Genomic DNA, 21,943 nt, shown 5'->3' on the forward strand with positions numbered 1-21,943 from the left:
TCGTGCTGCGCGGTAACCCGCCGCATCCTGGCTAGCTATACTGCAAGGACACTGAGACTGCCGATCCCGGCAGTCTCAGTGTCCTTGCATTTCACGCATGAACGCTCAACGGCCTTGCCTCTGGCGTAGATAGCGATACACCGTATTGCGCGCCAGGCCCAACTCTCGCGCTGCCGCGGACACATTCCCGGTATGACGCGCCAGCGTTTGCTCGATCAGGACCGATTGCCACTCGTCCATACGGCCGGGCAGCGCAGCGGGGTCGCTTGCAACCGCCGCAGCCTGGCGGCTCTCCGCGTAACTGGCCGGCTTCGAGTTTGTGCCAACAGGCGCTTGCCGATCAGGAACCGCTTCGCAATCCTGCAGAAAGTCCTCCGGCAAATCCTCGAGTTCGATCTGCTCCGCGCCTTCGGCCATGATGCCTGCGGTGCGCAGCACGTTAGCCAATTGCCGCAGATTGCCGGGCCAGCGGCATTGCGCGAACCGTTCCAGCACCTCATCGGACACACGACGCGGCAAACGCTCGCCGTCCGGCTGCAATGCGAGCATGCGCTCGACGAGCACCGCCAGATCGCTACGCTCGCGCAGCGCCGGCAAGGTGACGACGAGGCCGTTGATCCGGTAATACAGGTCTTCGCGGAAGGTGCCGGCTTCGATCATCGCGCGCAGATTGCGGTGGGTCGCGCAGACGATGCGCAGATCGACCGGAATCGCCCGCGTGCCACCGAGCGGCACGACGGTACGCTCCTGCAGCACGCGCATCAGGCGCACTTGCTGGGCGAGCGGCATATCGCCGATTTCGTCGAGAAAAAGCGTGCCGCCGTCGGCCTGCACGATCTTGCCGACGCTGCCGCGTTTTTTTGCGCCGGTGAACGCGCCGTCCTCGTAGCCGAACAACTCTGCCTCGATTAGCGTATCGGGCAACGATGCGCAATTCAGCGCGACGAAGGGCGCGGCTCGCCGCGGCGAATCGTGATGGATCGCGCGGGCGAGCCATTCCTTGCCGGTGCCGGTTTTGCCGAGTACGAGAATGGGGATATCGCGTCCGCGCAGCTTGGCGACTCTTCGCAGGATCGCGGAGACGTGCGCGTCGCCTGTATCGAGCGTTTCGAGTGTGGCGAGTTGCGCAGCTTCGCAGGGCCGAGCCGCAGTGCGCGTGCCGTTGGAAGTGGCCGTACGCGCCGCGTCGGGCAAGGCTTCTGCCGTAGCCACATAGCGCGGCACCGCAAACTCACCGCGTGCGACCACGCGCACGCCGCTCGGCAACGTCAGCACGATGTTTTCGCCTGGTGCGCGGGCGATCTGTTGCAGCAGCCGGGCGAATGCGATACCGAACAGCGCATCGAAGGTTTGCCTTTGCAGGTCGGCGAGCGGCTGCCCGAATTGAAACAGCGCGCTGCGATTCGCGGACAGGAACGTGCCGTCCGGCGCAAACGCGGCGAGTCCTTCGTAGAGCGTGCCGATGAATTCCGCGCGCGCGTGAAAGTGGACGCGAATGGCGTCGACGAATTGATTGGAGAACAGATGATTTTCGATCATCTGCGCTGACATCCGCACGAGCGCGAGCGTGTGTTTGTGGAAGCCGCGCGTGTCGCCGCTGACATCGAGCGCGCCGATGGTGCGCCCGAACGGATCCGCGATCGGCGCGCACGAACAGGTCAGGATCCGGTTCGCGTGCAGGAAGTGCTCGCCGGCGTGCACGACGGTCGGCTGCCCGTCGATCAGGGCGGTGCCGATCGCGTTCGTACCACGATCCGCTTCGGCCCATGACACGCCCGGGCACAACGCGACACGATTGGCTTTTTCGACGAAGTCGCTGTCGCCGAGACTGTGGAGAATCACGCCGTGATTGTCGGTGAGCAGCACCATGCTTTGCGTGTCGACGATCTGCGCGTGCAGCGTCTCCATGACGGGCAGCGCGTGCGTATAGAGCGACTGATTGCGATCGACAAGCTCACGCAGCGCGGGGCGGCGCAGCGGCTGAAAGTCCGGCGTTTCCGACGCACGCAGGCCGACTTCGAGCGAGCGGGCATGAGCTTGCGCGATGACATCTGGTCGACCAATGGTGGGCGGCGTGGCAGGACGATGGATCAAAGCATGTCTCCGGTTGTCGGACACGGCGGGTGCGTTGCCCGCCGTTGCATTGCGCAGTGCAACATACGCATCCGCGGCTGAACACCGATATTACAGGACGAAACAGAACGTAGGCGAAAGCCGCGCGGCAGGGAAAAACCGGATCGCGCGGTAGAAAATCTGCGCCTCAAAACACCACGTCAAGCACCAAAATCAAGCAAACAAAAAGGAAAACTTGCGCAGCGCCCGAACTCGTCTACAGTGAATCCAATCACCTCCGCGGGGCGCGAAGTACAACGCTGTCGCAACCGCAGAGTGACGGACCCGCACCAACAGGATCCGACAAGGAGGAAAAGCGCTGCAAGTGCGACCAGACTCAACCAGCGTGCGCAGTACCAATCGACCCATGCGCAGCACCCAACCTTTTAGGTGAATACCCATGCAGATCCTATTTCCGAACGAAACTCCTGAATATTCAGGTCGCGAACTTACCTTGGCGTTCCCGGCAATGGTTGATGGGGAAAGGGTGGAGTGCATGATCACGGCTGAGGCGCTGGAAGATCACTTCGGCGCCGCCTCGCCGCGTCTGGAGGACATGGTCGGCGCATTCGACGCGCACCGGGCGCGGATCGAAGCAGCAACGCGACGTCTGCTATCGGAAACGCGGGCGCAATGTCTGGTGCTGAGAAGCGGCTACGTGCGTTTCTACGAAGCGAACTGGCGCAACTGAGCGATTTTGCGCCTGCTGGGTGTCCACCCGAAAATGGACCCCAAAATAAGCCCAGCGAGCAGGCAGGGCAAAAAATCAGAACAAGCCGCGCAAGAGCAACACGAGACGCAAACCCAGGCGCGGCGTTCGCACGACAACAGGTTCTCAACGGGCCGCGGCCACTCGCGCCGTTCGGTTCAGTACGCGCCGCTGTATGTTCCTGTGACCCGTTCGTTGGTTTTTATCAATCATCGGATTGATAAAGGGTGCCCGACCAGAACGGGCGCCTTCAACAACTAACTCAACAAAACGATTGTCGATCCAGACCGAACCGTGGCCAAACACCGCGACGATGCCGCGCTGCTTTCACTCAGGTAGCGATGCGTTGTGCGGTGTTGCATTGCACACCGCCGCGCCGCGTCACATCTAGTTCCGTGTTTCGCGTCAGGAGCCGGCGCGCTCTTATTCGCTGCCGAGGTAGAAATACCGGAACAGGAAAATCGCCGCGATGATCCACACCACCAGTTTCACTTTGCGCGCCTGCCCGGTCAGCAATTTCAGGCCGGCATACGAGATGAAACCGAATGCGACGCCATTGGCGATCGAGTAGGTGAACGGCATCAGCAGGGCGGTGAGCGCGGCCGGCACGACTTCGGTGGCGTCGTCCCACGGCAGGTCGAGCATTTCGCGCAGCATCAGGCACGACACGTACAGCAGGGCCGGCGCCGTCGCGTAGCCGGGCACCACGCCCGCCAGCGGCGCGAAAAACAGCGCTGCGAGGAACAGCACGGCGACGGTGATCGCGGTCACACCCGTGCGGCCGCCGGCCTGCACGCCCGACGCGCTTTCGATATACGCCGTGGTCGACGACGTGCCCAGCATCGAGCCGGCCAGAATCGCGGTGCTGTCAGCGAGCAGAGCGCGGTTCAGTCGAAACATCTTGCCTTCGACCAGCAGCCCGGCGCGATTGGCCACGCCCATCAGCGTGCCGGTCGCATCGAACAGTTCGACGAGGAAGAACACCAGAATCACGTTCAGCACGCCGCCGGAGAGCGCGCCGCGAATGTCGAGCTGGAACAGCGTCGGTGCAATCGACGGCGGCGCGGAGACGATGCCGTGGAACTGATTGCCACCGAAGAAAAAGCTCAGCACGGTCACGCCGACAATGCCGATCAGGATCGCGCCGCGCACCCGCAGATAGTCGAGCGTGACGATCGCGAAGAAGCCGATTACCGCGAGAATCACATGCGGATTGTGCAGATCGCCGAGCGTGACGAGCGTGGCCGGATTGCCGACCACCACACCGGCTGACTTCAGCGAAATGATCGCGAGAAACAGCCCGATACCGCCGGTGATGGCAATACGTATCGAATGTGGAATGCCGTTGACGATCACCTCACGCACGCGAAACAGCGTGACGATCAGGAACAGGCAACCGGAGATGAACACCGCGCCGAGCGCGGCTTGCCACGTGAAGCCCATGCCCTTCACGACGGTGTACGCGAAGTACGCGTTCAGGCCCATGCCGGGCGCGAGCGCGATCGGATAGTTCGCGTAGAGACCCATGATCAGCGAGGCCAGCGCGGCCACGATGCAGGTCGCGACAAACACTGCGTCCTTCGGCATGCCGGCGTCGCCGAGAATCGCGGGGTTGACGAAGATGATGTAGGCCATCGTCAGGAAGGTGGTCAGCCCAGCGAGCACTTCCGTGCGCAGGTTGGTGCCGGCGGCTTCGAAGCCGAAGTATCGTTTTATGGAGTCCATGAGGCGGGTCTCTCGTTGTTCAAAAAGCGCTTCTTGTGGTTGATACGGGCTATGCGCAGCAAATAAACGGGCGAGTGTGCCGTCCGACGCGGCACCGATGCGCCATGCGCCCAAGCCTACGGGCGGATTGTAATCATGATTGGCGGCGGCGAACCGGATTGTGTGACTGCGGGCTTAGCCGAAGGGGCGAGATGATACCTTGCCAGCGCGCGGGGCGGAGCGGCAAGCGAATTTGCGATGTTGCGGCGGCAAACGGTGGGGCAAACGGTGGACTTTCGGGGAGGCGGGGCAAGGCGGAGCCTCGCGGCGCAGCCTGGATTGAACAGATTCGGGCAGAGCCTAGCCTCGAAAAGGCGGGCAGACAATACAGGTGGAAAAAAGGGGCAGGCGGCGGGAGAGGCCGGCGGTTAATGCGCGGAGATGCGCAGGTATAAGGCATGCGAGGCCCACGTCGCCCGCGACCGTTGCAGTCGCAGGCGGCCTGCATGCCGCTTCAAGGCGAGGGCGAGACTGATTACTGCCCCATGCTGCCACCCATCTGCTGCGCCCGTCGTGCGGCGACGATGCGGCCCGCGCGTTGCGCGTTTTCCGGATAGTCGATCCAGTCGAGCGGATCGTAGCCGGCAGCGCGCCAATCGGCCAGATCGGCTTTCACCTGGGCACGCGTTAGCGGTGCCGACGGGTCGTAAGGCCGCGCGCTCTGCGCAAACGCGGTGCTCATACTCACGGCGGCTAACAGCGCGCCGAGTCCAACTAAAGAAGCGACTTTCATGATGAGCTCCTATGGAGCGGTTAAAAACGACTCCTCCATGTTAATTTTCGTAAGCATTTGGAGTAAGTCGATTGAAGGTAATGCACTGTTTCATCCAGCGATCCAAAGTGGCCCCAGTTGAACCCGCGCGACCCTCGGATCAGGAGGCCGACGGCTTGCTGATCCGATCCAGCACCGCGCTCAACAGATCGATCGGCAGCGGAAATACGATCGTTGAGTTTTTGTCGGCGGCAATCGTCGTGAGCGTTTGCAGGTAGCGCAACTGCATCGCCTGCGGCTGCTTCGAGAGCGTCTGGGCCGCTTCCAGCAGATGCTGCGAGGCCTGCAATTCGCCTTCCGCGTGAATCACCTTGGCGCGCCGTTCGCGCTCGGCCTCGGCCTGGCGCGCAATCGCCCGGATCATCGTTTCGTTGATGTCAACGTGCTTGATCTCGACGATCGACACCTTGATGCCCCACGCGTCGGTCTGTGAATCGAGTACTTTCTGGATATCGGCGTTCAGTTGCTCGCGGTCGGCGAGCAGTTCGTCGAGTTCGTGCTTGCCGAGCACCGAGCGCAACGTGGTTTGCGACAACTGGCTGGTCGCATCGAAATAACGCGCCACCTGTATCACCGCTTTCTCCGGATCGACGACACGGAAATACACCACCGCGTTGACCTTCACCGAAACGTTGTCGCGCGTAATCACGTCTTGCGGCGGCACGTCGAACACGACTGTGCGCAAATCCATCCGCACGGCCTGCTGCACGATCGGGATGATCAGGACGAGACCAGGCCCCTTGACCTTCCAGAAGCGCCCCAGCATGAACACCACGCCGCGCTCGTATTCGCGAAAAATCCGTATCGATGAGGCAATCAGTGCGGCCACCAGCAGAATCAGAATGCTGCTGAAGCCGAATGTGAAACCGATCATGAGCGTTCTCCTTGTTTTAGTGCTTCCGCGGGCACCACGGTCAGCGTCAGTCCGCGCCGCGCAGTGACGCGCACCGCGTGACCGGCCGCGACCGGGGCCGTGCTGGACACCCGCCAGCGTTCACCATGCACCTGCGCCCAGCCGGCCAGCGTGCCGCCCGCTGCGTCCCCTGGCAGCAGGCCACCGTCCGGCGACAGGCCACCGTCGAGCACGACGCCGAGACTGCCGATCAGCCCTTCCGAGCCGGTTACCACGGGCCGGCGTCGGGCCCGCAAGGCCAGCCTCGACACCCCGAATATGAACGCGACGCTGAACACGACCACGGCCGCGATCAGGGGCAGCGGAATGCCGTAGCCGGGCACGTCGGTATCGATCAGCATCAGCGCGCCGATCACGAACGCGACCACACCGCCGAAACCGAGCGAGCCGAAGGTCGGCAGAAACGCCTCGCCGATCAGGAACGCAATGCCGAGAAAGATCAGGCCGAGCCCGACGTAATTGACCGGCAGCATCTGCATCGCGAAGAGCCCCATCAGCAGGCTGATGGCGCCGACTACGCCCGGCAGCACGAACCCCGGATTGGCGAACTCGAAGAACAGGCCGTACATGCCGATCATCAGCAGAACCAGCGCGACGTTCGGATCGGTGATGACCGCGAGGAACTGGCTGCGCCAATCGGCTTCGAGCGTGACGACCGGTGCATTGGCGGTGCTGAGCTTGACGTCGCCTCGGCTCGTGCTGATCGTGCGGCCGTCCAGCTGGCGCAACAGGTCGGGAATGTCGCGCGCGTTCAGATCGACCACGTGCTGCGCGAGCGCTTCGCTGGCTGAGAGGCTGACGGCCTCGCGCACCGCGCGCTCGGCCCAGTCGGCGTTGCGGCCGCGCATTTGCGCGAGGCCGCGGATGTAGGCGGCCGCGTCGTGGACCTGCTTGCGCAGTTCGGTTGATTGGCTGTCGAGGGGAAGGGCGGCGCTGGGCGCGCTCGCGGGGACGGACGAGTTGGCTGAGCTGGTCGAGCTGGCCGAGTTCACCGAACCGGCTGAGGCAGGCACGGCGGGCTCGTTCTTTTGGGCGCCAGCGCCGCCTCCCGTGCCCGGCAGTCCCGGCATACCGCCGCCGCCCGCGGGCGGCTCCGCACCGCCGATGCCCATCTGGATCGGCGTCGCCGCGCCGAGATTGGTGCCCGGCGCCATCGCCGCAATATGGCTGGCGTAGACGATATAGGTGCCGGCGCTCGCCGCTCGCGCGCCACTCGGGGCGATAAAGGTGGCGACCGGCACCGGCGAGCCGAGAATCGCCTTGATGATCTGCCGCATCGACGTATCCAGCCCACCGGGCGTATCGAGTTGCAGCACGGCGAGTTGTGCGCGATCGTCGGCGGCGCGCTGCAGGCTGCGCACGATGAAGTCAGCGCTGGCCGGACTGATCGCGCCGTTCACCGGAATCACGATAACGCTATTCGGTGCGACGGCGGCCTCGGCGACCCAACCCCGCGGTGCGTTTTCGCACAACGCGAATCCAAATGCCAAAAGCACGCCAAACGCGGTCATGCCGCGCATCAACCAGCCCACGCCTGGGCCACGGGTAAGCGCAGGGCGCGGACCAGACTGCCGGAACGGGAGACGCGGATACGTGCTCATCGCTGATGGCTACCGCGCCATGCCGATGGGTATCGACCGGCGCGGGCCGATACCCCAAGAAGGGTGGCCTGCTCCTTACAGCTTAGTCCGATTCCGTGCGACGCGTGAAATCCGCACGCGCCGGCCGGTAATCGGTCGGCCGCATGCCGGTCCATTTGCGAAACGCGCGATGAAACGCGCTCGGCTCGGCAAAACCCACGGCGGTGGCGATGTCGGCGATCGTGCGATCGGTGTCCTGCAGTTCGCCGATCGCGATGTCGCGCCGCAAGTCATCCTTGATCGACTGATACGTATAGCCTTCCTGCTTCAGGCGTCGCCGCATCGTCGCTTCAGCGACGTGCAGGCGCAGCGCCATCTGGTCGGCGGCGGGCCAGTTGGCCATCGGCAGCGCGCGCAGCATCTTGCGCACGCGCGCGGCGAGCGAACCGGGATTGCGGTACTTGACGATGAAGCTGCCGGGCGCATCGCGCAGGAACGGTTTGACCGACTTGGTAGTCTGGATCACCGGCAGGTCGAGAAACGCAGGCGACAGGTCGACATACGACTCGGCCTGATCGAACGCCATGTCGTCGCAGAACATCAATCGGTATTCATGCGCGGCAGGCGGCTCGGCGCAGCGAAAGCGCGCCTCGAGCAGCGGAATGCGCCGCCCGACCAGCCAGCACAACAGGCCGTAGACGACGATGAAGTAGGTCGCATAAGCGAACATGGCGGGCGGCCGCGCGCCTTCGCGTTCGATATACCGCAACCGCACGCGCTGCGCATCCGTTTCGATCTGCGCGCCAAAATCGTCCAGCACGAGCCGCATGAAGCCTACCGCCCGCGCGAGCGCTTGCGCGCCGTTCCGCGCGGTCAACGCCATCTGTGTCATCGCGATGAAGCTACCGCTTTTCATACGGTGCGAGTCCTGGCCGAAGAATTCGTCGTCCAGCGCGCGGGCAATGCCGGCCCACAGCGCGCCGTACTGCGCCGACGAGACCCGGCTTTTCGGCGACGCCAGCATCGTTGCCGCGATGCCGGCGGCTTCGGCGAGCGGCAGCGCCTCGACACCGCGTGCCCGTGCCAACGCCAGGGCCTCCTCGACCAGACTGACGGAAATCGTGCCTCTATCGTTCTTGAGGTTCTTCATATTTTTAACGAGTGTCTGGCAAACGCGCTCAACATTTTCCTTGTGGCGATTCGCTAAGCCTTTGAAAACGTGGCCTGAATCCGCCTTGAATGATACCGGTATGGCAAATGCGCTCAACCAGAATGATCGGGCTGAGCATCGAACCTGTCCAGCAGCTTCCCTACACTTGGCCTGAACCGATCGCGGGACGCATCGCCCGGAGACACTACGGCGAGGCTGACCACCTCCCGCGATGAGTCGCAGATGACGAGGCCGCGCCTCGCCGCCTCGACTCGATGCACATAACAGGATCGAGCCATGGACAGCTTCTACACCGACGAACAGCGGATGATCCGCGACGCCGCCCGCGATTTCGCCACTGAGCGCCTCGCGCCGCATGCCGGCCAGTGGGATCGCGACGCGAAGCTGCCGACGGAAGTCGTGACGCAAATGGGCGAGCTGGGTTTTCTCGGCATGATCGTGCCGTCCGAATGGGGCGGCTCCTATACCGACTACGTGGCCTATGCGCTCGCGCTCGAAGAGATCGCTGCGGGCTGCGCCGCCTGCGCCACGCTGATGAGCGTGCACAATTCGGTCGGCTGCGGGCCGATCCTGAACTTCGGCACGGACGCGCAAAAGGACCGCTATCTCCAAGACCTCGCCACGGGACGCCGCATCGGCGCGTTCTGCCTGACCGAGCCGCAAGCCGGCTCCGAGGCGAACAATCTGCGCACCCGTGCGGTGCTACGCGACGGCAAATGGATTCTTAACGGCAACAAGCAGTTCGTCACCAACGGGTCGCGCGCCAACATCGCGATCGTGTTTGCCGTCACCGATCCTGACCGCGGCAAGCGTGGCCTGTCAGCCTTTATCGTGCCGACCGATACGCCGGGCTTCAACGTCGGCAAGCCCGAGCACAAACTCGGCATTCGCGCCTCGGACACGTGCCCGATCTCGCTCGATGATTGCGCGGTGCCCGAAGCCAATCTGCTCGGCGAACCGGGCGAAGGCCTGCGCATCGCGTTGTCGAATCTCGAAGGCGGCCGCATCGGTATTGCAGCGCAGGCGGTTGGTATCGCGCGAGCCGCATTCGATGCCGCGCGTCTCTACGCGAACGAACGCATCCAGTTCGGCAAGGCGCTGAAGGACCACCAGACCATCGCCAACATGCTCGCTGACATGGCGACCCGTCTGAACGCCGCGCGTCTGCTCGTGCATCACGCGGCGCGGCTGCGCACGGCGGGTAAGCCGTGTTTGTCCGAGGCATCGCAGGCCAAGCTGTTTGCGTCGGAACTCGCCGAGGAAGTCTGCTCGAATGCGATCCAGATTCACGGCGGCTACGGCTATCTCGAGGACTACGCGGTGGAACGCCACTATCGCGATGCCCGCATCACGCAGATTTACGAAGGAACCAGTGAAGTGCAGCGGATGGTTATCGCACGCCACGTTTAAACGCAGGTTAGACGGCGTTTGAGCGCAAAATAGCCTGCCTGTCAGGCAAAAGCAGAGGCAAAAAGTAGAGCGCATACCGCGCCCGCAGCATGGGATCAGAGTAAGCGCTAAAGCGCTAACTCTGATCGACAGCGTTGCATGGGATCAGAGTAAGCGCTAAAGCGCTAACTCTGATCGACAGCGTTGCATGGGATCAGAGTAAGCGCTAAAGCGCTAACTCTGATCGACAGCGTTGCATGGGATCAGAGTAAGCGCTAAAGCACTAACTCTGATCGACAGCGTTGCATGGGATCAGAGTAAGCGCTAAAGCACTAACTCTGATCGACACAAGGAGACGACGATGACTGCAGCGAAGGGCTTTCTCGAAGCGCGCGACCTGTTATTGCGCCATCGCACCGACTACGACCGCGCCTACCGCGAATTCGTATGGCCGACGCCAGGCGAGTTTAACTGGGCGCTCGATTACTTCGACGTGATCGCGCGAGATAATGACAACCCGGCGCTATGGATCGTCGACGATCCGGCAAGCGAAGGCTTGCGCCTCTCCTACGCGCAGATGTCGGAGCGCTCGTCGCGCATGGCGAACTTTCTGCGCGGCGTTGGCGTGGGTCGCGGCGACCGCTTGCTGTTGATGCTGCCGAATCGCGTCGAACTGTGGGACGTGATGCTCGCGGCCATGAAGCTCGGCGCAATCGTGCTGCCGGCCACCACCCAGCTTTCCGCCGACGACGTGCGCGATCGTGTGCAGATCGGCGGCGCACAGTTCGTGGTGGTCGATAGCGCGGAGCTGGCCAAGTTCGATGCACTCGACGTGCCGCTCACACGCATCTCCGTCGGCACGCCGCGCGACGGCTGGATCGATCTTGCCGCTGCCTATGATGCATCGCCGCAATTCACGCCGGAAGGCATCACGCACGCCACCGATCCGCTGCTGTTGTATTTCACGTCAGGCACGACGTCCAAACCGAAGCTGGTCGAGCATACCCACCTGAGTTACCCGGTTGGCCATCTGTCGACGATGTACTGGATCGGCTTGCAACCGAACGACATCCACTGGAACATCAGCTCGCCGGGCTGGGCCAAGCACGCGTGGAGTTGCTTCTACGCGCCCTGGAATGCGCAGGCCTGTGTGTTCGTTTTCAACTTTCCGCGTTTCGTGCCGAAAGACACGCTCGACGTGCTGGTGCGTTTCAACGTCACCACGCTGTGCGCGCCGCCCACGGTCTGGCGCATGCTGGTGCAGGAGCATCTCACCGACTATCCGGTCAAGCTGCGCGAGATCGTCGGCGCAGGCGAGCCGCTGAATCCGGAGATCATCGAACGCGTCAAGCATGCGTGGGGTATCACGATTCGCGACGGTTTCGGCCAGACCGAAACGACCTGCCAGATCGGCAACCCGCCGGGGCAACCGGTGGTGCCGGGTTCGATGGGCCGTCCGCTGCCGGGCTACAAGATTGAGCTTCTCGATGCCGACGATCAACCCGTTACCGAAGGGGAAATCTCGCTGCCTTTGGCCGAACGTCCGCTCGGTTTGATGACCGGCTACGCGAACAACGCCAACGCCACCGCGCAAGCCATGCGCAACGGTTTCTACCACACCTCCGACGTCGCGTTGCGCCGTGATGATGGCTACTACGTCTACGTCGGCCGCGCCGATGACGTTTTCAAATCGTCCGACTACCGGCTAAGCCCGTTCGAACTCGAAAGCGTGCTGATCGAACACGAAGCGATCGGCGAAGCAGCCGTCGTGCCGAGTGCCGACGCGCTGCGCCTGTCGGTGCCCAAAGCGTTCGTCACCGTGCGTCATGGCTATGAGGCCGGTCCCGAACTCGCACGTGCGGTCTTCGCGTTCTCGCGCGAAAAGCTCGCACCGTACAAGCGGATTCGCCGCCTGCAATTCAGCGAGCTGCCGAAAACCATCTCCGGCAAGATCCGCCGCGTCGAATTGCGGCGCCGCGAAATGGAGCGCGAGGCCGAGCCCGCGCGTCTGCCGGATGAATATTGGGAAGAGGACTTCCCGGATCTGCGTTGATTATTTTTATTCCCAGTCACTGCCCGGCCGATACGCGGCCACTGCACAGGAGTTCCAGCATGAGCGCAATTGCTTCGAACAATGCCATCACCGTCAAACTGCTGATCAACGGCGAGTTCGTCGAATCCAAAACCACCGAATGGCGCGACATCGTCAACCCGGCTACGCAAGAGGTGCTTGCACGCGTGCCGTTCGCCACCGCCGATGAAGTGAATGAAGCGATCCGCTCGGCACACGCCGCCTTTGCCACCTGGAAGAACACGCCGATCGGCGCGCGCATGCGCATCATGCTGAAGTTCCAGGCGCTGATTCGCGAGCATTCGCCGCGCATCGCCAAGACCTTGAGCGCCGAGCAGGGCAAGACGATTCCCGACGCGGAAGGCGATATCTTCCGCGGGCTCGAAGTGGTCGAGCACGCCTGCTCGATCGGCACCTTGCAGCAGGGCGAATTCGCCGAGAATGTGGCGGGCGGCGTGGATACTTACACGTTGCGTCAACCGATCGGCGTATGCGCCGGCATCACTCCGTTCAACTTCCCCGCGATGATCCCCCTGTGGATGTTCCCGATGGCGATCGTCTGCGGCAATACATTCGTGCTGAAGCCTTCCGAGCAGGATCCGCTGTCGACCATGCAACTGGTCGAACTGGCGCTCGAAGCCGGTGTGCCGAAAGGCGTGCTGAATGTGGTGCACGGCGGCAAGGACGTGGTCGATGCGCTCTGCACACACGATCTGGTGAAAGCGATTTCGTTCGTCGGCTCGACGGCGGTCGGCACGCATGTTTATCGCCTCGGCAGCGAACACGGCAAGCGCGTGCAATCGATGATGGGCGCGAAGAATCATGCGGTGGTGCTGCCCGATGCGAATCGCGAGCAGACCTTGAATGCGTTGGCGGGTGCGGGTTTTGGCGCAGCGGGGCAGCGTTGCATGGCGACCTCGGTGGTCGTGCTGGTCGGCGCAGCGCAGCAATGGTTGCCCGATCTGGTCGCAAAGGCGAAGACGCTGAAGGTCAACGCGGGCAACGAGCCGAATACGGATATTGGCCCGGTGGTCTCACGCGCCGCGAAGCAACGCATTCTCGGCCTGATCGAAACGGGCGTGAAAGAGGCCGCAACGCTGGCGCTCGACGGCCGCGACGTGAAGGTTCCGGGCTACGAGCAAGGCAACTTCATCGGCCCGACGGTCTTCACCGATGTCACCACCGAGATGGAGATCTACCGCCAGGAAATCTTCGGCCCGGTGCTGGTGGTGCTGAATGCCGCGACGCTCGATGACGCGATCGCGCTCGTCAACCGCAATCCGTTCGGTAACGGCGTGGGCCTTTTCACGCAAAGCGGCGCGGCGGCGCGCAAATTCCAGAGCGAGATCGATATCGGCCAGGTCGGCATCAACATTCCGATTCCGGTGCCGGTGCCGTCCTTCAGCTTTACCGGCTCGCGCGGCTCGAAACTCGGCGACCTCGGGCCGTACGGCAAACAGGTTGTGCAGTTCTACACGCAGACCAAAACCGTCACTGCCCGCTGGTTCGACGACGACACCGTCAACGACGGCGTCAACACGACCATCAGCCTGCGCTGAGCTCACAGGTCTATTGCTTTGCATGGGATGGGAGTAAGCGCTAAAGCGCCAACTCCCATCGACAGCTTTGCATGGGATGGGAGTAAGCGCTAAAGCGCCAACTCCCATCGACAGGAGACAACACCATGAAAATCGGCTTTATCGGACTCGGCAACATGGGCGCGCCGATGGCGCTCAACCTGCTCAAGGCGGGCCACGCGGTCAATGTATTCGACCTCAACGCGCAAGCTGTGCAGACACTCGTCGATGCGGGGGCGAAAGCGGCAGGTTCGCCGAAAGCCGCAGTGACCGACGTCGAATGTGTGATCACGATGCTGCCCGCAGCCGCGCACGTGCGCAGCGTACTGACAGCGGACGACGGCGTGTTCGCCGGCATCTCCAAAGGCGTGACGATCATCGATTCGAGCACCATCGACCCGGCAAGCGTGAAGGCGTTCGCCGAACTGGCTGCGCAACACGGCAATGCTTTCGTCGACGCGCCCGTCTCGGGCGGAACCGGCGGCGCGGCGGCAGGCACGCTGACGTTCATGGTCGGCGGCAGCGTGAGCGCGTATGAGCAGGTCAAGCCGGTGTTGTCGGCGATGGGCAAGAACATCGTGCATTGCGGCGACACCGGCACCGGCCAGGCAGCGAAGATCTGCAACAACCTCGTGCTCGGCATCACGATGGCGGGCGTGGCCGAGGCGATGTCGCTGGGCGAAGCGCTCGGCATCGACGCCAAAGTGCTGGGCGGCATCATCAATACCTCGACGGGCCGCTGCTGGAGTTCGGACACGTATAACCCGATGCCCGGCGTGATTGAAACCGCACCGTCGACGCGCGGTTATACCGGTGGCTTTGGCACCGATCTGATGCTCAAGGACCTGGGCCTCGCCACCGACGCCGCAAAATTCGCGCGTCAACCGGTGTATCTCGGCGCATTGGCTCAACAGCTTTATCAGGCGATGAGCACGAAGGGCGCGGGACGTCTGGACTTCTCGGCGGTGATCAAGCTCTATCGCAAAGACGGCAAGGACGGAGACGCGTCATGATCGACCTAGACTACGCACACGACGGCGCCGTCGCGCTGCTGACGCTCAAGCGGCCGCCTGCGAACGCGTTCACGCCGGACGGCTTGCTACTGTTGCAGCAGACTGTCGAGCGTCTGAATGGCGAAGCCCGCGTGCGGGCCATCGTGATCACGGGTGACGGCCCCAAGTTCTTCAGCGCGGGAGCCGACCTGAACACGTTCGCCGACGGCAATCGCGAGGTTGCGCGCACGGCGGCGACGCGTTTCGGTGCAGCGTTCGAGACCTTGCAGAACGCGCGGCCGGTGGTGATTGCGGCGATCAACGGTTATGCAATGGGCGGCGGACTCGAATGCGCGCTGGCCTGCGACATCCGGATCGCCGAGCAGCACGCGTTGATGGCTTTGCCCGAAACGGCGGTGGGTTTGCTGCCATGCGGCTGCGGCACGCAGACGTTGCCGTGGCTGCTCGGCGAAGGCTGGGCCAAACGGATGATCCTGACCGGTGAACGCGTCGATGCGGCGACCGCATTGCGTATCGGTCTGGTCGAAGAAGTGGTGGAAAAGGGCGCCGCTCGCGAGGCCGCGCTGACCATGGCGGCGCGTGTCGCGACATTGAGCCCGCAAGCGGTCGGCTTTAGCAAGACGCTAATTCACCAGGGCCGCAACGGCGTGCCGCGCGCGGCGGCATTGGCGGTGGAGCGGGAACGCTTTATCGATCTGTTCGACGGCGCCGATCAGCGCGAAGGCGTCAATGCGTTTCTCGAGAAACGCGCGCCACGCTGGCAGGTGACGCAGGCTGGACACGTGGGGAGCGCTGACCAGGTCGCAAACGTCGAGCAGGAGACCCATCGATGAGCGCCGTGCAGAGCGTCGCACTCGATACAAGCGTAGAAGTGGAGCGCGAGATTCTGTTTCGCGTCGTCAATCGTGTGGCGATCATCACGCTGAACCGGCCGGCCGCCCTCAATGCGTTATCGCACGCCATGGTGCGCGAACTCGCCGTACTGGTCGAGCATTGCCGTACCGATGACGGCATCGTTGCCCTCGTGCTGAAAGGCGCGGGCGCGAAGGGGTTTTGCGCCGGCGGCGACGTGCGCGAGGTGCACCGGCTCGCGAAGAATGGCGACAGCCGGTGGCTCGCGTTTTTCGTTGACGAATACCGGCTCGACTACGCGCTGCACACGTTTCCCAAACCGGTGGTCGCCTTGCTCGACGGTATCTCGATGGGCGGCGGCATGGGGCTCGGCCAGGCGGCGCGGCTGCGCATCGTCACGGAGCGCAGCAAGATCGCGATGCCGGAGACGCGCATCGGCTTTCTGCCCGACGTCGGCGCGACGCGTTTCCTGAGCGTGATGCCGGCGGAGGTTGAACTGTATGTTGGCCTCACCGGCGTGACGTTATCTGGCGCCGATGCGCTGCGGCTGCAACTGGCGGATCTGTGCGTGCCGGTGGACTGGCTTGTCACCTTCGAAGAGCGCCTGCAGCGCATGTCGCATGCGGGTGACTTGATGGCCGCATTGCGCGGGGTGTTCGAGCCACCGTGCAATATTATTCCGCATGCTGCGTTGGGGTCGTTTACCCAGTTGATTCTGAGGCATTTCGATCGGCGTTCGAGCATCGAGCGGATCGTCGCGACTTTGCGGCACGATCTGGAGCGCGAGCCCGCGCGTGAGGTAAAGCAGTGGCTGCAGTCTGCTTATGACGCGATGGTTGGGCACTCGCCTACGATGCTGTATGTCACGCGTGAGGCGCTATTGCGCGGGCGGCAGATGAGCTTGGCGGAGTGTTTCCGGATGGAACTCGGCATCGTCAAGCGGGTGATCGAGGAAGGTGATTTCTGCGAAGGCGTGAGGGCGCAGTTGATCGATAAGGATCGCAAGAGTCGGTGGGCGCCCGCGACGCTCTCGGAGGTGCGGCCGGAACGAGTCCGGCATTTTTTGGCTTCGCCGTGGAGGTTGGAAGCGCATCCGCTGGTTGGTTTGGGGGCTTAGGGATGGTGATGTAGGTGGTGCTTGTTCTTTTGGTTGTCTGCGGTGTTGGGGTTTCCTTGATTTGTTCGTGGTCTATTAGCGTTGCCCCTGTGCGGGGCGGCACTTACTTTCTTTGCCGCCGCCGCAAAGAAAGATAAGCAAAGAAAGCGGCTCAAACCGCTCATGCTAAGTGGGCATCGTGGCTTGCAAGTGGTAGTGGCCCCGTAGAGTCTGTGTTCGTGCACCTGCATGCGCTAGTGACAAGGGCGTCATACTTCCGGCGGCGCTGCGCGCGCCGACGCGGTGTTTCTGGAGATGCGTCGGCGTGCTTATGACATCAACCTTCTCCGACTGTGTCACCCCGCAATACGCCTGTTGGTGGCATCGTGTTTTGCGCCCCGTGAACCCGGGAAACCCAGAGCACTCCGATTAGCGCGATGGCGACTGCTACCCATCCGACCATCCCATATCCCATGATCTGTCCGGTCGGTGAACTGCTCAGCATCAAGCCGCCAATCCACGCGCCACACCCCGTGCCCAAGGCCTGCAGCGCGCTATTCGCGCTGAGAAAAGCGCCGCGGCGGGCAGGCTCGGGTACGGTTGTCAGCAAGGCCTGCATCGGCACCATCCGCCCTGACAACAACACCATGAAAAATGGGAAAAACAGTACCAGTGCGTAGAACGGCAGATCCGGCAGATGCGTCACAAACAGGACGGGCAGAAACGAAAGTACCGCCAAAATCCGGAATACGCGCCGCGTGCCGAACCGATCGGCAAGTCTGCCCACCCGGCGTGATGTGAAGAACGTTGCCGCGCCACCCGCCATATACAGCCACGACAACTGCGCCGGGGCTACGCCATGATTGGCGACCAATACCGGCGAGATAAAGGGGATCACCAACATGTGCGCGACCATCATCATGAAAGTCAGCGCAAACGCATTCATATGCCGCGGGTTGCTCAACAACCGCCACAAATCAGGTAGCACGTCGCCAAGCGCCGGCTGGCGGCGGCTCAAATGCTCGGCCAGCGAAGGGACGAGTTGCCATCCGGCCACCCAGACGAGCAGCGACAGCACCACCAGCAAATAGAACGGCGCGGCCCAGTTGAAGTGCGCGCCTAGCATCACGCCAGCCGGCACGCCGGCTATCGCGGCCAATGAAAAGGCCGTCATGATCGTGCCGGTCGCGGCGCCGCGGCGTTGCACCGGAATCACGTCGCCGACGATCGCCATGATCACCGAGCCCAACACGCCACCCGTAATGCCCGCAAAAGCGCGCGCAGCAAGCAGAAGGGGAAAGCTGCTCGCCAATGCGCACGCCAGGTTCGACAGCGCGAACAGCGCATAAACGGTCAGCAACAGACGACGCCGGTCGAAGCGGTCGATATAGGTCGCCGCGAATAACCCCGACAGCCCCGAACACCACGAATACGCGGACACGGCCGTGGCAAACGCGGCTGGTGTGATGCTGAACGAGTGCATGATCTGCGGGCCAAGCGGCATCATCACCATGAAGTCCATGATGATGGTGAACTGCGTCAGCGCAAGCAGCCACAGCAATCGGCGCTCGTGCTTTGTGCTAATTGAATACATCGGTCAATTCCTTGTTTTTGTTCGACGCACGCCGTTTGCAGGACTCGCGCAGTTCATTGCGCGAATGCTGCGGACAGTCAATCGTCGAGCGATTCGTGTACCGCTTCGGCACCCTGTTTCCAGTAGCTGGCCGCGCGAATGCGCGACTTGTCGACGCCACGTTCGGTGCACAGGTGGTAGCGCACCGCACGCATCGTCGAGGATTCGCCGGCGGCCCACACGTAGCCTTCACCGTCTTCAGGCAAGTAGATTTCGCGTACCGCTTGCAGCAAGGCCTCGCCGCGATAGCCCGATTCGCTGCGATGGCGCCAGACGATATGCAGTTCGGCCTGCGTCGCGAATTCGATCTGTGCCGACAGATCGGCCACTTCGATCACCGCCGCGACGCGTGTGCCGGCGGGCAATTCTTCAAGGCGGCGGGCAATGGCCGGCAACGCCGTATCGTCGCCGATCAGCAGATGCCAGTCGAAGCCGGTCGGTATCACCAGCGAGCCGCGCGGGCCGCCAATGCCGAGATACTGGCCCACTTTGGCTTGCGCTGCCCACGTTGCAGCCGGGCCGGCCTCGTGCATGGCGAACTCGATGTCCAGTTCGCGCGCGTCAGCGTCGAAGCGGCGTGGTGTGAAATCGCGAGCCGTCGGCCGCTGGCCTGCGGGAAACACGGGACCGTCGGGGCCGGCTTCCGGCAACGCGGGTTTGTCGGCGCCGGGTTCGGGGAAGAACACTTTGATGTGATCGTCGAACGAAGCGGAGACGAAGTCATACAGATCGTCGCCCGTGAAGGTGACGCGAATCAGATGCGGGGTCAGCGCGTGTACCTGTTTGACCTGCACCAGACGGAACTTCAGCGGATGCCGCACGCGATGGACTGCCAGATCGGCCCGGTTGTCATTTGTCAGCATAAGGGTGTCACTCCTGTTGGTTTGATTGGCGTTCGAAGGTGCGCATGGGCAGCTTCGAACGCGAGTGTCGGATAGCGCAATCTCAAGCGGTCGGTTCGCTGCTGCCTTCGACGGGACCGGGATTGCCTTCGCCTTCGATTTCATTTGCCGCGCGCATCAGGATCGCGGCGATGCGGCGCTGTTCGGCAGCCGGCACGTTGTCACGGCGCAGGAGCGCATGCTTCAGCGCGCGGCGCGCTTCGCTCAGTTCCGGCAGCCAGCCGCCTTCGCTGATGTCGGCCGGCTCCTCGCCGGCAAACGCGCGGCGCACGGAATCCATCTTGCGGGCGATATGCGTCAGTTTGGCGAGCATCAGTTCGACGCGGTCGCGGTTAGTGGCCAGGTACTCGCGGCCCGCTTGCGACAGTTCGTAACGCTTGCGGTTGCCTTCGAGCTGCACAGTCACGTAGCCGAGTTCTTCCAGATACGTGAGCGCCGGATAGACCATGCCGGGACTCGGGCTATAGAAGCCATTCGAGCGCGTTTCGAGCGCTTTGATTAGCTCGTAACCGTGGCTCGGCTGTGCGTCGATCATCGAGAGCAGCAGCAATTGCAGATCGTCAGAGCTGAATTTGCGGCCGCGCGGAAAACCGTCGCCGTCGCCACCGAAGCCGCCCGGGCCACCGCCGCCGAAGCGTCCGCCGCGACCACCACCGCGATGCTCGTGATGACGGCCGATCACGTGCCACAGTGCGTGAAGCGAGAAGCGGTCGTGCCCGTGATGGCCAAAGCGGTGGTCGTGGCCGAAGCTGCGGCGTTCACTACGGTTGCCATGGCCGCGTTCGTTGCCGTGAAGCTCGCGTCGGTCGCCGTGGCCGCGCTCGTCGCCGTGAAACTCGTGTCGGCCACCGTGGCCGCGTTCGTTGCCATGAAACTCGTGCCAGTCGCCACGGCCGCCATGACGGCGTTCGAAGCGTTCGCCGCGTTGTTCGCCGCCGCGCTCGCCGCGGAACTCGCCGCCGCGCTCATAGTGACGGGCGAACGCATGCCAAAGCGCATGCAAAGACGGGCGGTCATGCCCAGAGAAGAAACCTTCGTCCGCGCCACGCGAGCGGGAAAAGCGATGTTGATGACGCATGCTGGGTACTCCCATTTGTGTCTTAAGATGTGTCGTAAGATATATATCTAAAGATAGTTTGTCAAACCTATTTTTGCCTCGTATGGGCACGCAACAAAGTCTGCAGCCTATGAAACCGCCGCGTTCGGCGACAACAAGGTCTGCGGGAAGTCCGAAAAGCGCATTGCGATGCAGCATTTTTCCGACGCTTAATCGCGCTTTATCGCCTGAAAATAGGGCGGGTTCCCGGCAGTCCATCGGCAAACCATTAATGGGGTGGTAGTCGATACGGTGCCTTGGGTTAATCGGATGTCTTTCAACGCGTAACCTCGGGCGCTGTCGCTCACGCGTGATCGCATCTGGGTCGAAGCGCGATTGCGATTCCACGTCTTCATCAGGATGAATCTGAGGTAGCGAACGGCCTGATGTCCTTCGTGCGTGATTGCTCTAGCGGATCCAATGGGGCCGATTGTCGAGTTTTGATCGACGTTGATCGAATGCAGAGGGAGCGTCGTGTCGGGGGACCGCTTAGGAGCCTGCATTGTTTGCATCCGCTAGGGCGGTACGCGAGCAGGTCGTGGCGCGTCAAGTCCGACAGCGGCCCGAGCCGCTCGCGCTCGCACCAGGCGATCAGCCGTCGCAGGTCAGCCAGATAGGCGCGCCGCGTGTGCGGCGAGCGGCTGGCGCGATCGCGCAGGAAGAGGATCACCGCATGGGCATCGTCGGCCACCCCGAGGGTGTTCGTGACCATCTACGGATTGACGAAGCGGCCCGCCCGCGCGAGCCATCCGCCGGCGGTGCTGGCGGCCCAATTGACATTGGGGGCGCCGGCGCGCGGCGGTTCGAGGGTCACTAACCAGACGCCGGTTGCGGCGGGTGCCGCTGCATCGTTCGCGGGAAGCAGGGTGTTTGCGCAGGAAACCAGCTGCGTGGCTGGCACTGGATGACGACTACCTGCACTGGCCGACGTGGTGCCGCGAGCAGCTGGTCCGCACGACGAAGTGCTTGGGATAAGTGCGCCACACGTGCTCGACGAGCTGAAAACGAAGCTACTTCTGCTGCACGAGCCGCAGGCTCAGTGACGGAGAATCACGTACGCGCTGATCTTATTCTGATCGCATGCCCGTATCTCGGGCCCGCTGAAGTAACCCCGGTGACCGTTGCGCAGGTACCCGGCTGCAAAGGCAGAAATCCCCGAACTCGCATACGTGAAGCACGCGCGCGAGCGCTTTCGCGACGAAGCCCGGTTGACCAGGCATAGCCGGACTGTCGGCTTCGAACTGGGCGCCATCGTACGCTCGACGAACGGCTGGCTCATCGTCGCCTCGCCGC

The 21,943-nt window shown here is 62.9% G+C and carries 18 protein-coding genes; 8 read left to right on the plus strand and 10 right to left on the minus strand.

The features are described 5' to 3' along the window. Positions 1 to 105: 105 nt before the first annotated feature. Positions 106 to 2,094: a sigma-54-dependent Fis family transcriptional regulator gene (locus tag HHL24_RS06345; RefSeq protein WP_169484645.1), complete on the minus strand. Its 1,989-nt coding sequence runs from the start codon at positions 2,092 to 2,094 to the stop codon at positions 106 to 108. Positions 2,095 to 2,512: 418 nt separating this feature from the next. Between HHL24_RS06345 and HHL24_RS06350 the strand changes: the two genes are divergently transcribed. After that, positions 2,513 to 2,803, plus strand: a complete 291-nt coding sequence (locus HHL24_RS06350; protein WP_169484646.1) for a DUF1488 family protein — start codon at positions 2,513 to 2,515, stop codon at positions 2,801 to 2,803. Positions 2,804 to 3,244: 441 nt separating this feature from the next. Here the strand turns inward: HHL24_RS06350 and HHL24_RS06355 are convergent, their stop codons facing one another. The 5 genes from HHL24_RS06355 to HHL24_RS06375 form a co-directional block, all read right to left on the minus strand. After that, positions 3,245 to 4,546, minus strand: coding sequence for an NCS2 family permease (locus HHL24_RS06355; protein WP_169484647.1), 1,302 nt, complete (start codon positions 4,544 to 4,546; stop codon positions 3,245 to 3,247). A 514-nt stretch (positions 4,547 to 5,060) separates the two neighbouring features. Then, positions 5,061 to 5,318 carry a DUF4148 domain-containing protein gene (locus HHL24_RS06360; RefSeq protein WP_169484648.1) on the minus strand — a complete coding sequence of 86 codons (258 nt, stop codon included), beginning with the start codon at positions 5,316 to 5,318 and terminating at the stop codon, positions 5,061 to 5,063. Between the two features lie 139 nt (positions 5,319 to 5,457). Then, a complete protein-coding gene (locus HHL24_RS06365) occupies positions 5,458 to 6,231 on the minus strand; it encodes a slipin family protein (RefSeq protein ID WP_169484649.1) in 774 nt (257 codons plus the stop codon). Then, entirely contained in the window at positions 6,228 to 7,871 is a 1,644-nt protein-coding gene (locus HHL24_RS06370; RefSeq protein ID WP_169484650.1) for an NfeD family protein, read from the minus strand. Before HHL24_RS06370 ends, HHL24_RS06365 begins: the two co-directional genes overlap by 4 nt. An 82-nt stretch (positions 7,872 to 7,953) precedes the next feature. Continuing rightward, on the minus strand, positions 7,954 to 9,000 hold the full coding sequence (locus tag HHL24_RS06375; RefSeq protein ID WP_169484651.1) for an AraC family transcriptional regulator: 1,047 nt from the start codon (positions 8,998 to 9,000) through the stop codon (positions 7,954 to 7,956). A gap of 297 nt (positions 9,001 to 9,297) precedes the next feature. On the opposite strand from HHL24_RS06375, the gene HHL24_RS06380 reads away from it, so the two are divergent. The 6 genes from HHL24_RS06380 to HHL24_RS06405 all read left to right on the plus strand — a co-directional run bounded on the left by HHL24_RS06380 (position 9,298) and on the right by HHL24_RS06405 (position 17,040). Beyond that, positions 9,298 to 10,431, plus strand: coding sequence for an acyl-CoA dehydrogenase (locus HHL24_RS06380; protein WP_169484652.1), 1,134 nt, complete (start codon positions 9,298 to 9,300; stop codon positions 10,429 to 10,431). A 340-nt stretch (positions 10,432 to 10,771) separates the two neighbouring features. Then, entirely contained in the window at positions 10,772 to 12,463 is a 1,692-nt protein-coding gene (locus HHL24_RS06385) for an AMP-binding protein (RefSeq protein WP_169484653.1), read from the plus strand. Between the two features lie 59 nt (positions 12,464 to 12,522). After that, positions 12,523 to 14,040: a CoA-acylating methylmalonate-semialdehyde dehydrogenase gene (locus HHL24_RS06390; protein ID WP_169484654.1), complete on the plus strand. Its 1,518-nt coding sequence runs from the start codon at positions 12,523 to 12,525 to the stop codon at positions 14,038 to 14,040. A 125-nt stretch (positions 14,041 to 14,165) separates the two neighbouring features. After that, positions 14,166 to 15,071 carry a 3-hydroxyisobutyrate dehydrogenase gene (gene mmsB / locus HHL24_RS06395; RefSeq protein ID WP_169484655.1) on the plus strand — a complete coding sequence of 302 codons (906 nt, stop codon included), beginning with the start codon at positions 14,166 to 14,168 and terminating at the stop codon, positions 15,069 to 15,071. Further along, on the plus strand, positions 15,068 to 15,904 hold the full coding sequence (locus tag HHL24_RS06400) for an enoyl-CoA hydratase (RefSeq protein WP_169484656.1): 837 nt from the start codon (positions 15,068 to 15,070) through the stop codon (positions 15,902 to 15,904). Before mmsB ends, HHL24_RS06400 begins: the two co-directional genes overlap by 4 nt. Then, entirely contained in the window at positions 15,901 to 17,040 is a 1,140-nt protein-coding gene (locus HHL24_RS06405; protein WP_169484657.1) for an enoyl-CoA hydratase/isomerase family protein, read from the plus strand. Before HHL24_RS06400 ends, HHL24_RS06405 begins: the two co-directional genes overlap by 4 nt. Before the next feature lie 316 nt (positions 17,041 to 17,356). Here HHL24_RS06405 and HHL24_RS06410 read toward each other — a convergent pair whose 3' ends face one another. The 4 genes from HHL24_RS06410 to HHL24_RS45005 form a co-directional block, all read right to left on the minus strand. Beyond that, a complete protein-coding gene (locus tag HHL24_RS06410) occupies positions 17,357 to 18,613 on the minus strand; it encodes an MFS transporter (RefSeq protein WP_169484658.1) in 1,257 nt (418 codons plus the stop codon). A gap of 77 nt (positions 18,614 to 18,690) precedes the next feature. After that, complete coding sequence (locus HHL24_RS06415; protein ID WP_169484659.1) at positions 18,691 to 19,515, minus strand: siderophore-interacting protein; 825 nt, start codon at positions 19,513 to 19,515, stop codon at positions 18,691 to 18,693. A gap of 82 nt (positions 19,516 to 19,597) precedes the next feature. Next, complete coding sequence (locus HHL24_RS45000) at positions 19,598 to 20,245, minus strand: PadR family transcriptional regulator (protein WP_407947479.1); 648 nt, start codon at positions 20,243 to 20,245, stop codon at positions 19,598 to 19,600. Between the two features lie 760 nt (positions 20,246 to 21,005). Beyond that, positions 21,006 to 21,263 (minus strand): hypothetical protein, encoded by a 258-nt coding sequence (locus HHL24_RS45005; protein WP_407947480.1) that lies wholly within the window; start codon positions 21,261 to 21,263, stop codon positions 21,006 to 21,008. On the opposite strand from HHL24_RS45005, the gene HHL24_RS45010 reads away from it, so the two are divergent. Then, complete coding sequence (locus HHL24_RS45010; RefSeq protein ID WP_407947484.1) at positions 21,153 to 21,467, plus strand: hypothetical protein; 315 nt, start codon at positions 21,153 to 21,155, stop codon at positions 21,465 to 21,467. The genes HHL24_RS45005 and HHL24_RS45010 overlap by 111 nt on opposite strands. The last annotated feature ends 476 nt before the right edge of the window (positions 21,468 to 21,943 follow it).

It is taken from the genome of Paraburkholderia polaris, assembly GCF_012927345.1.
GTDB lineage: Bacteria > Pseudomonadota > Gammaproteobacteria > Burkholderiales > Burkholderiaceae > Paraburkholderia > Paraburkholderia polaris.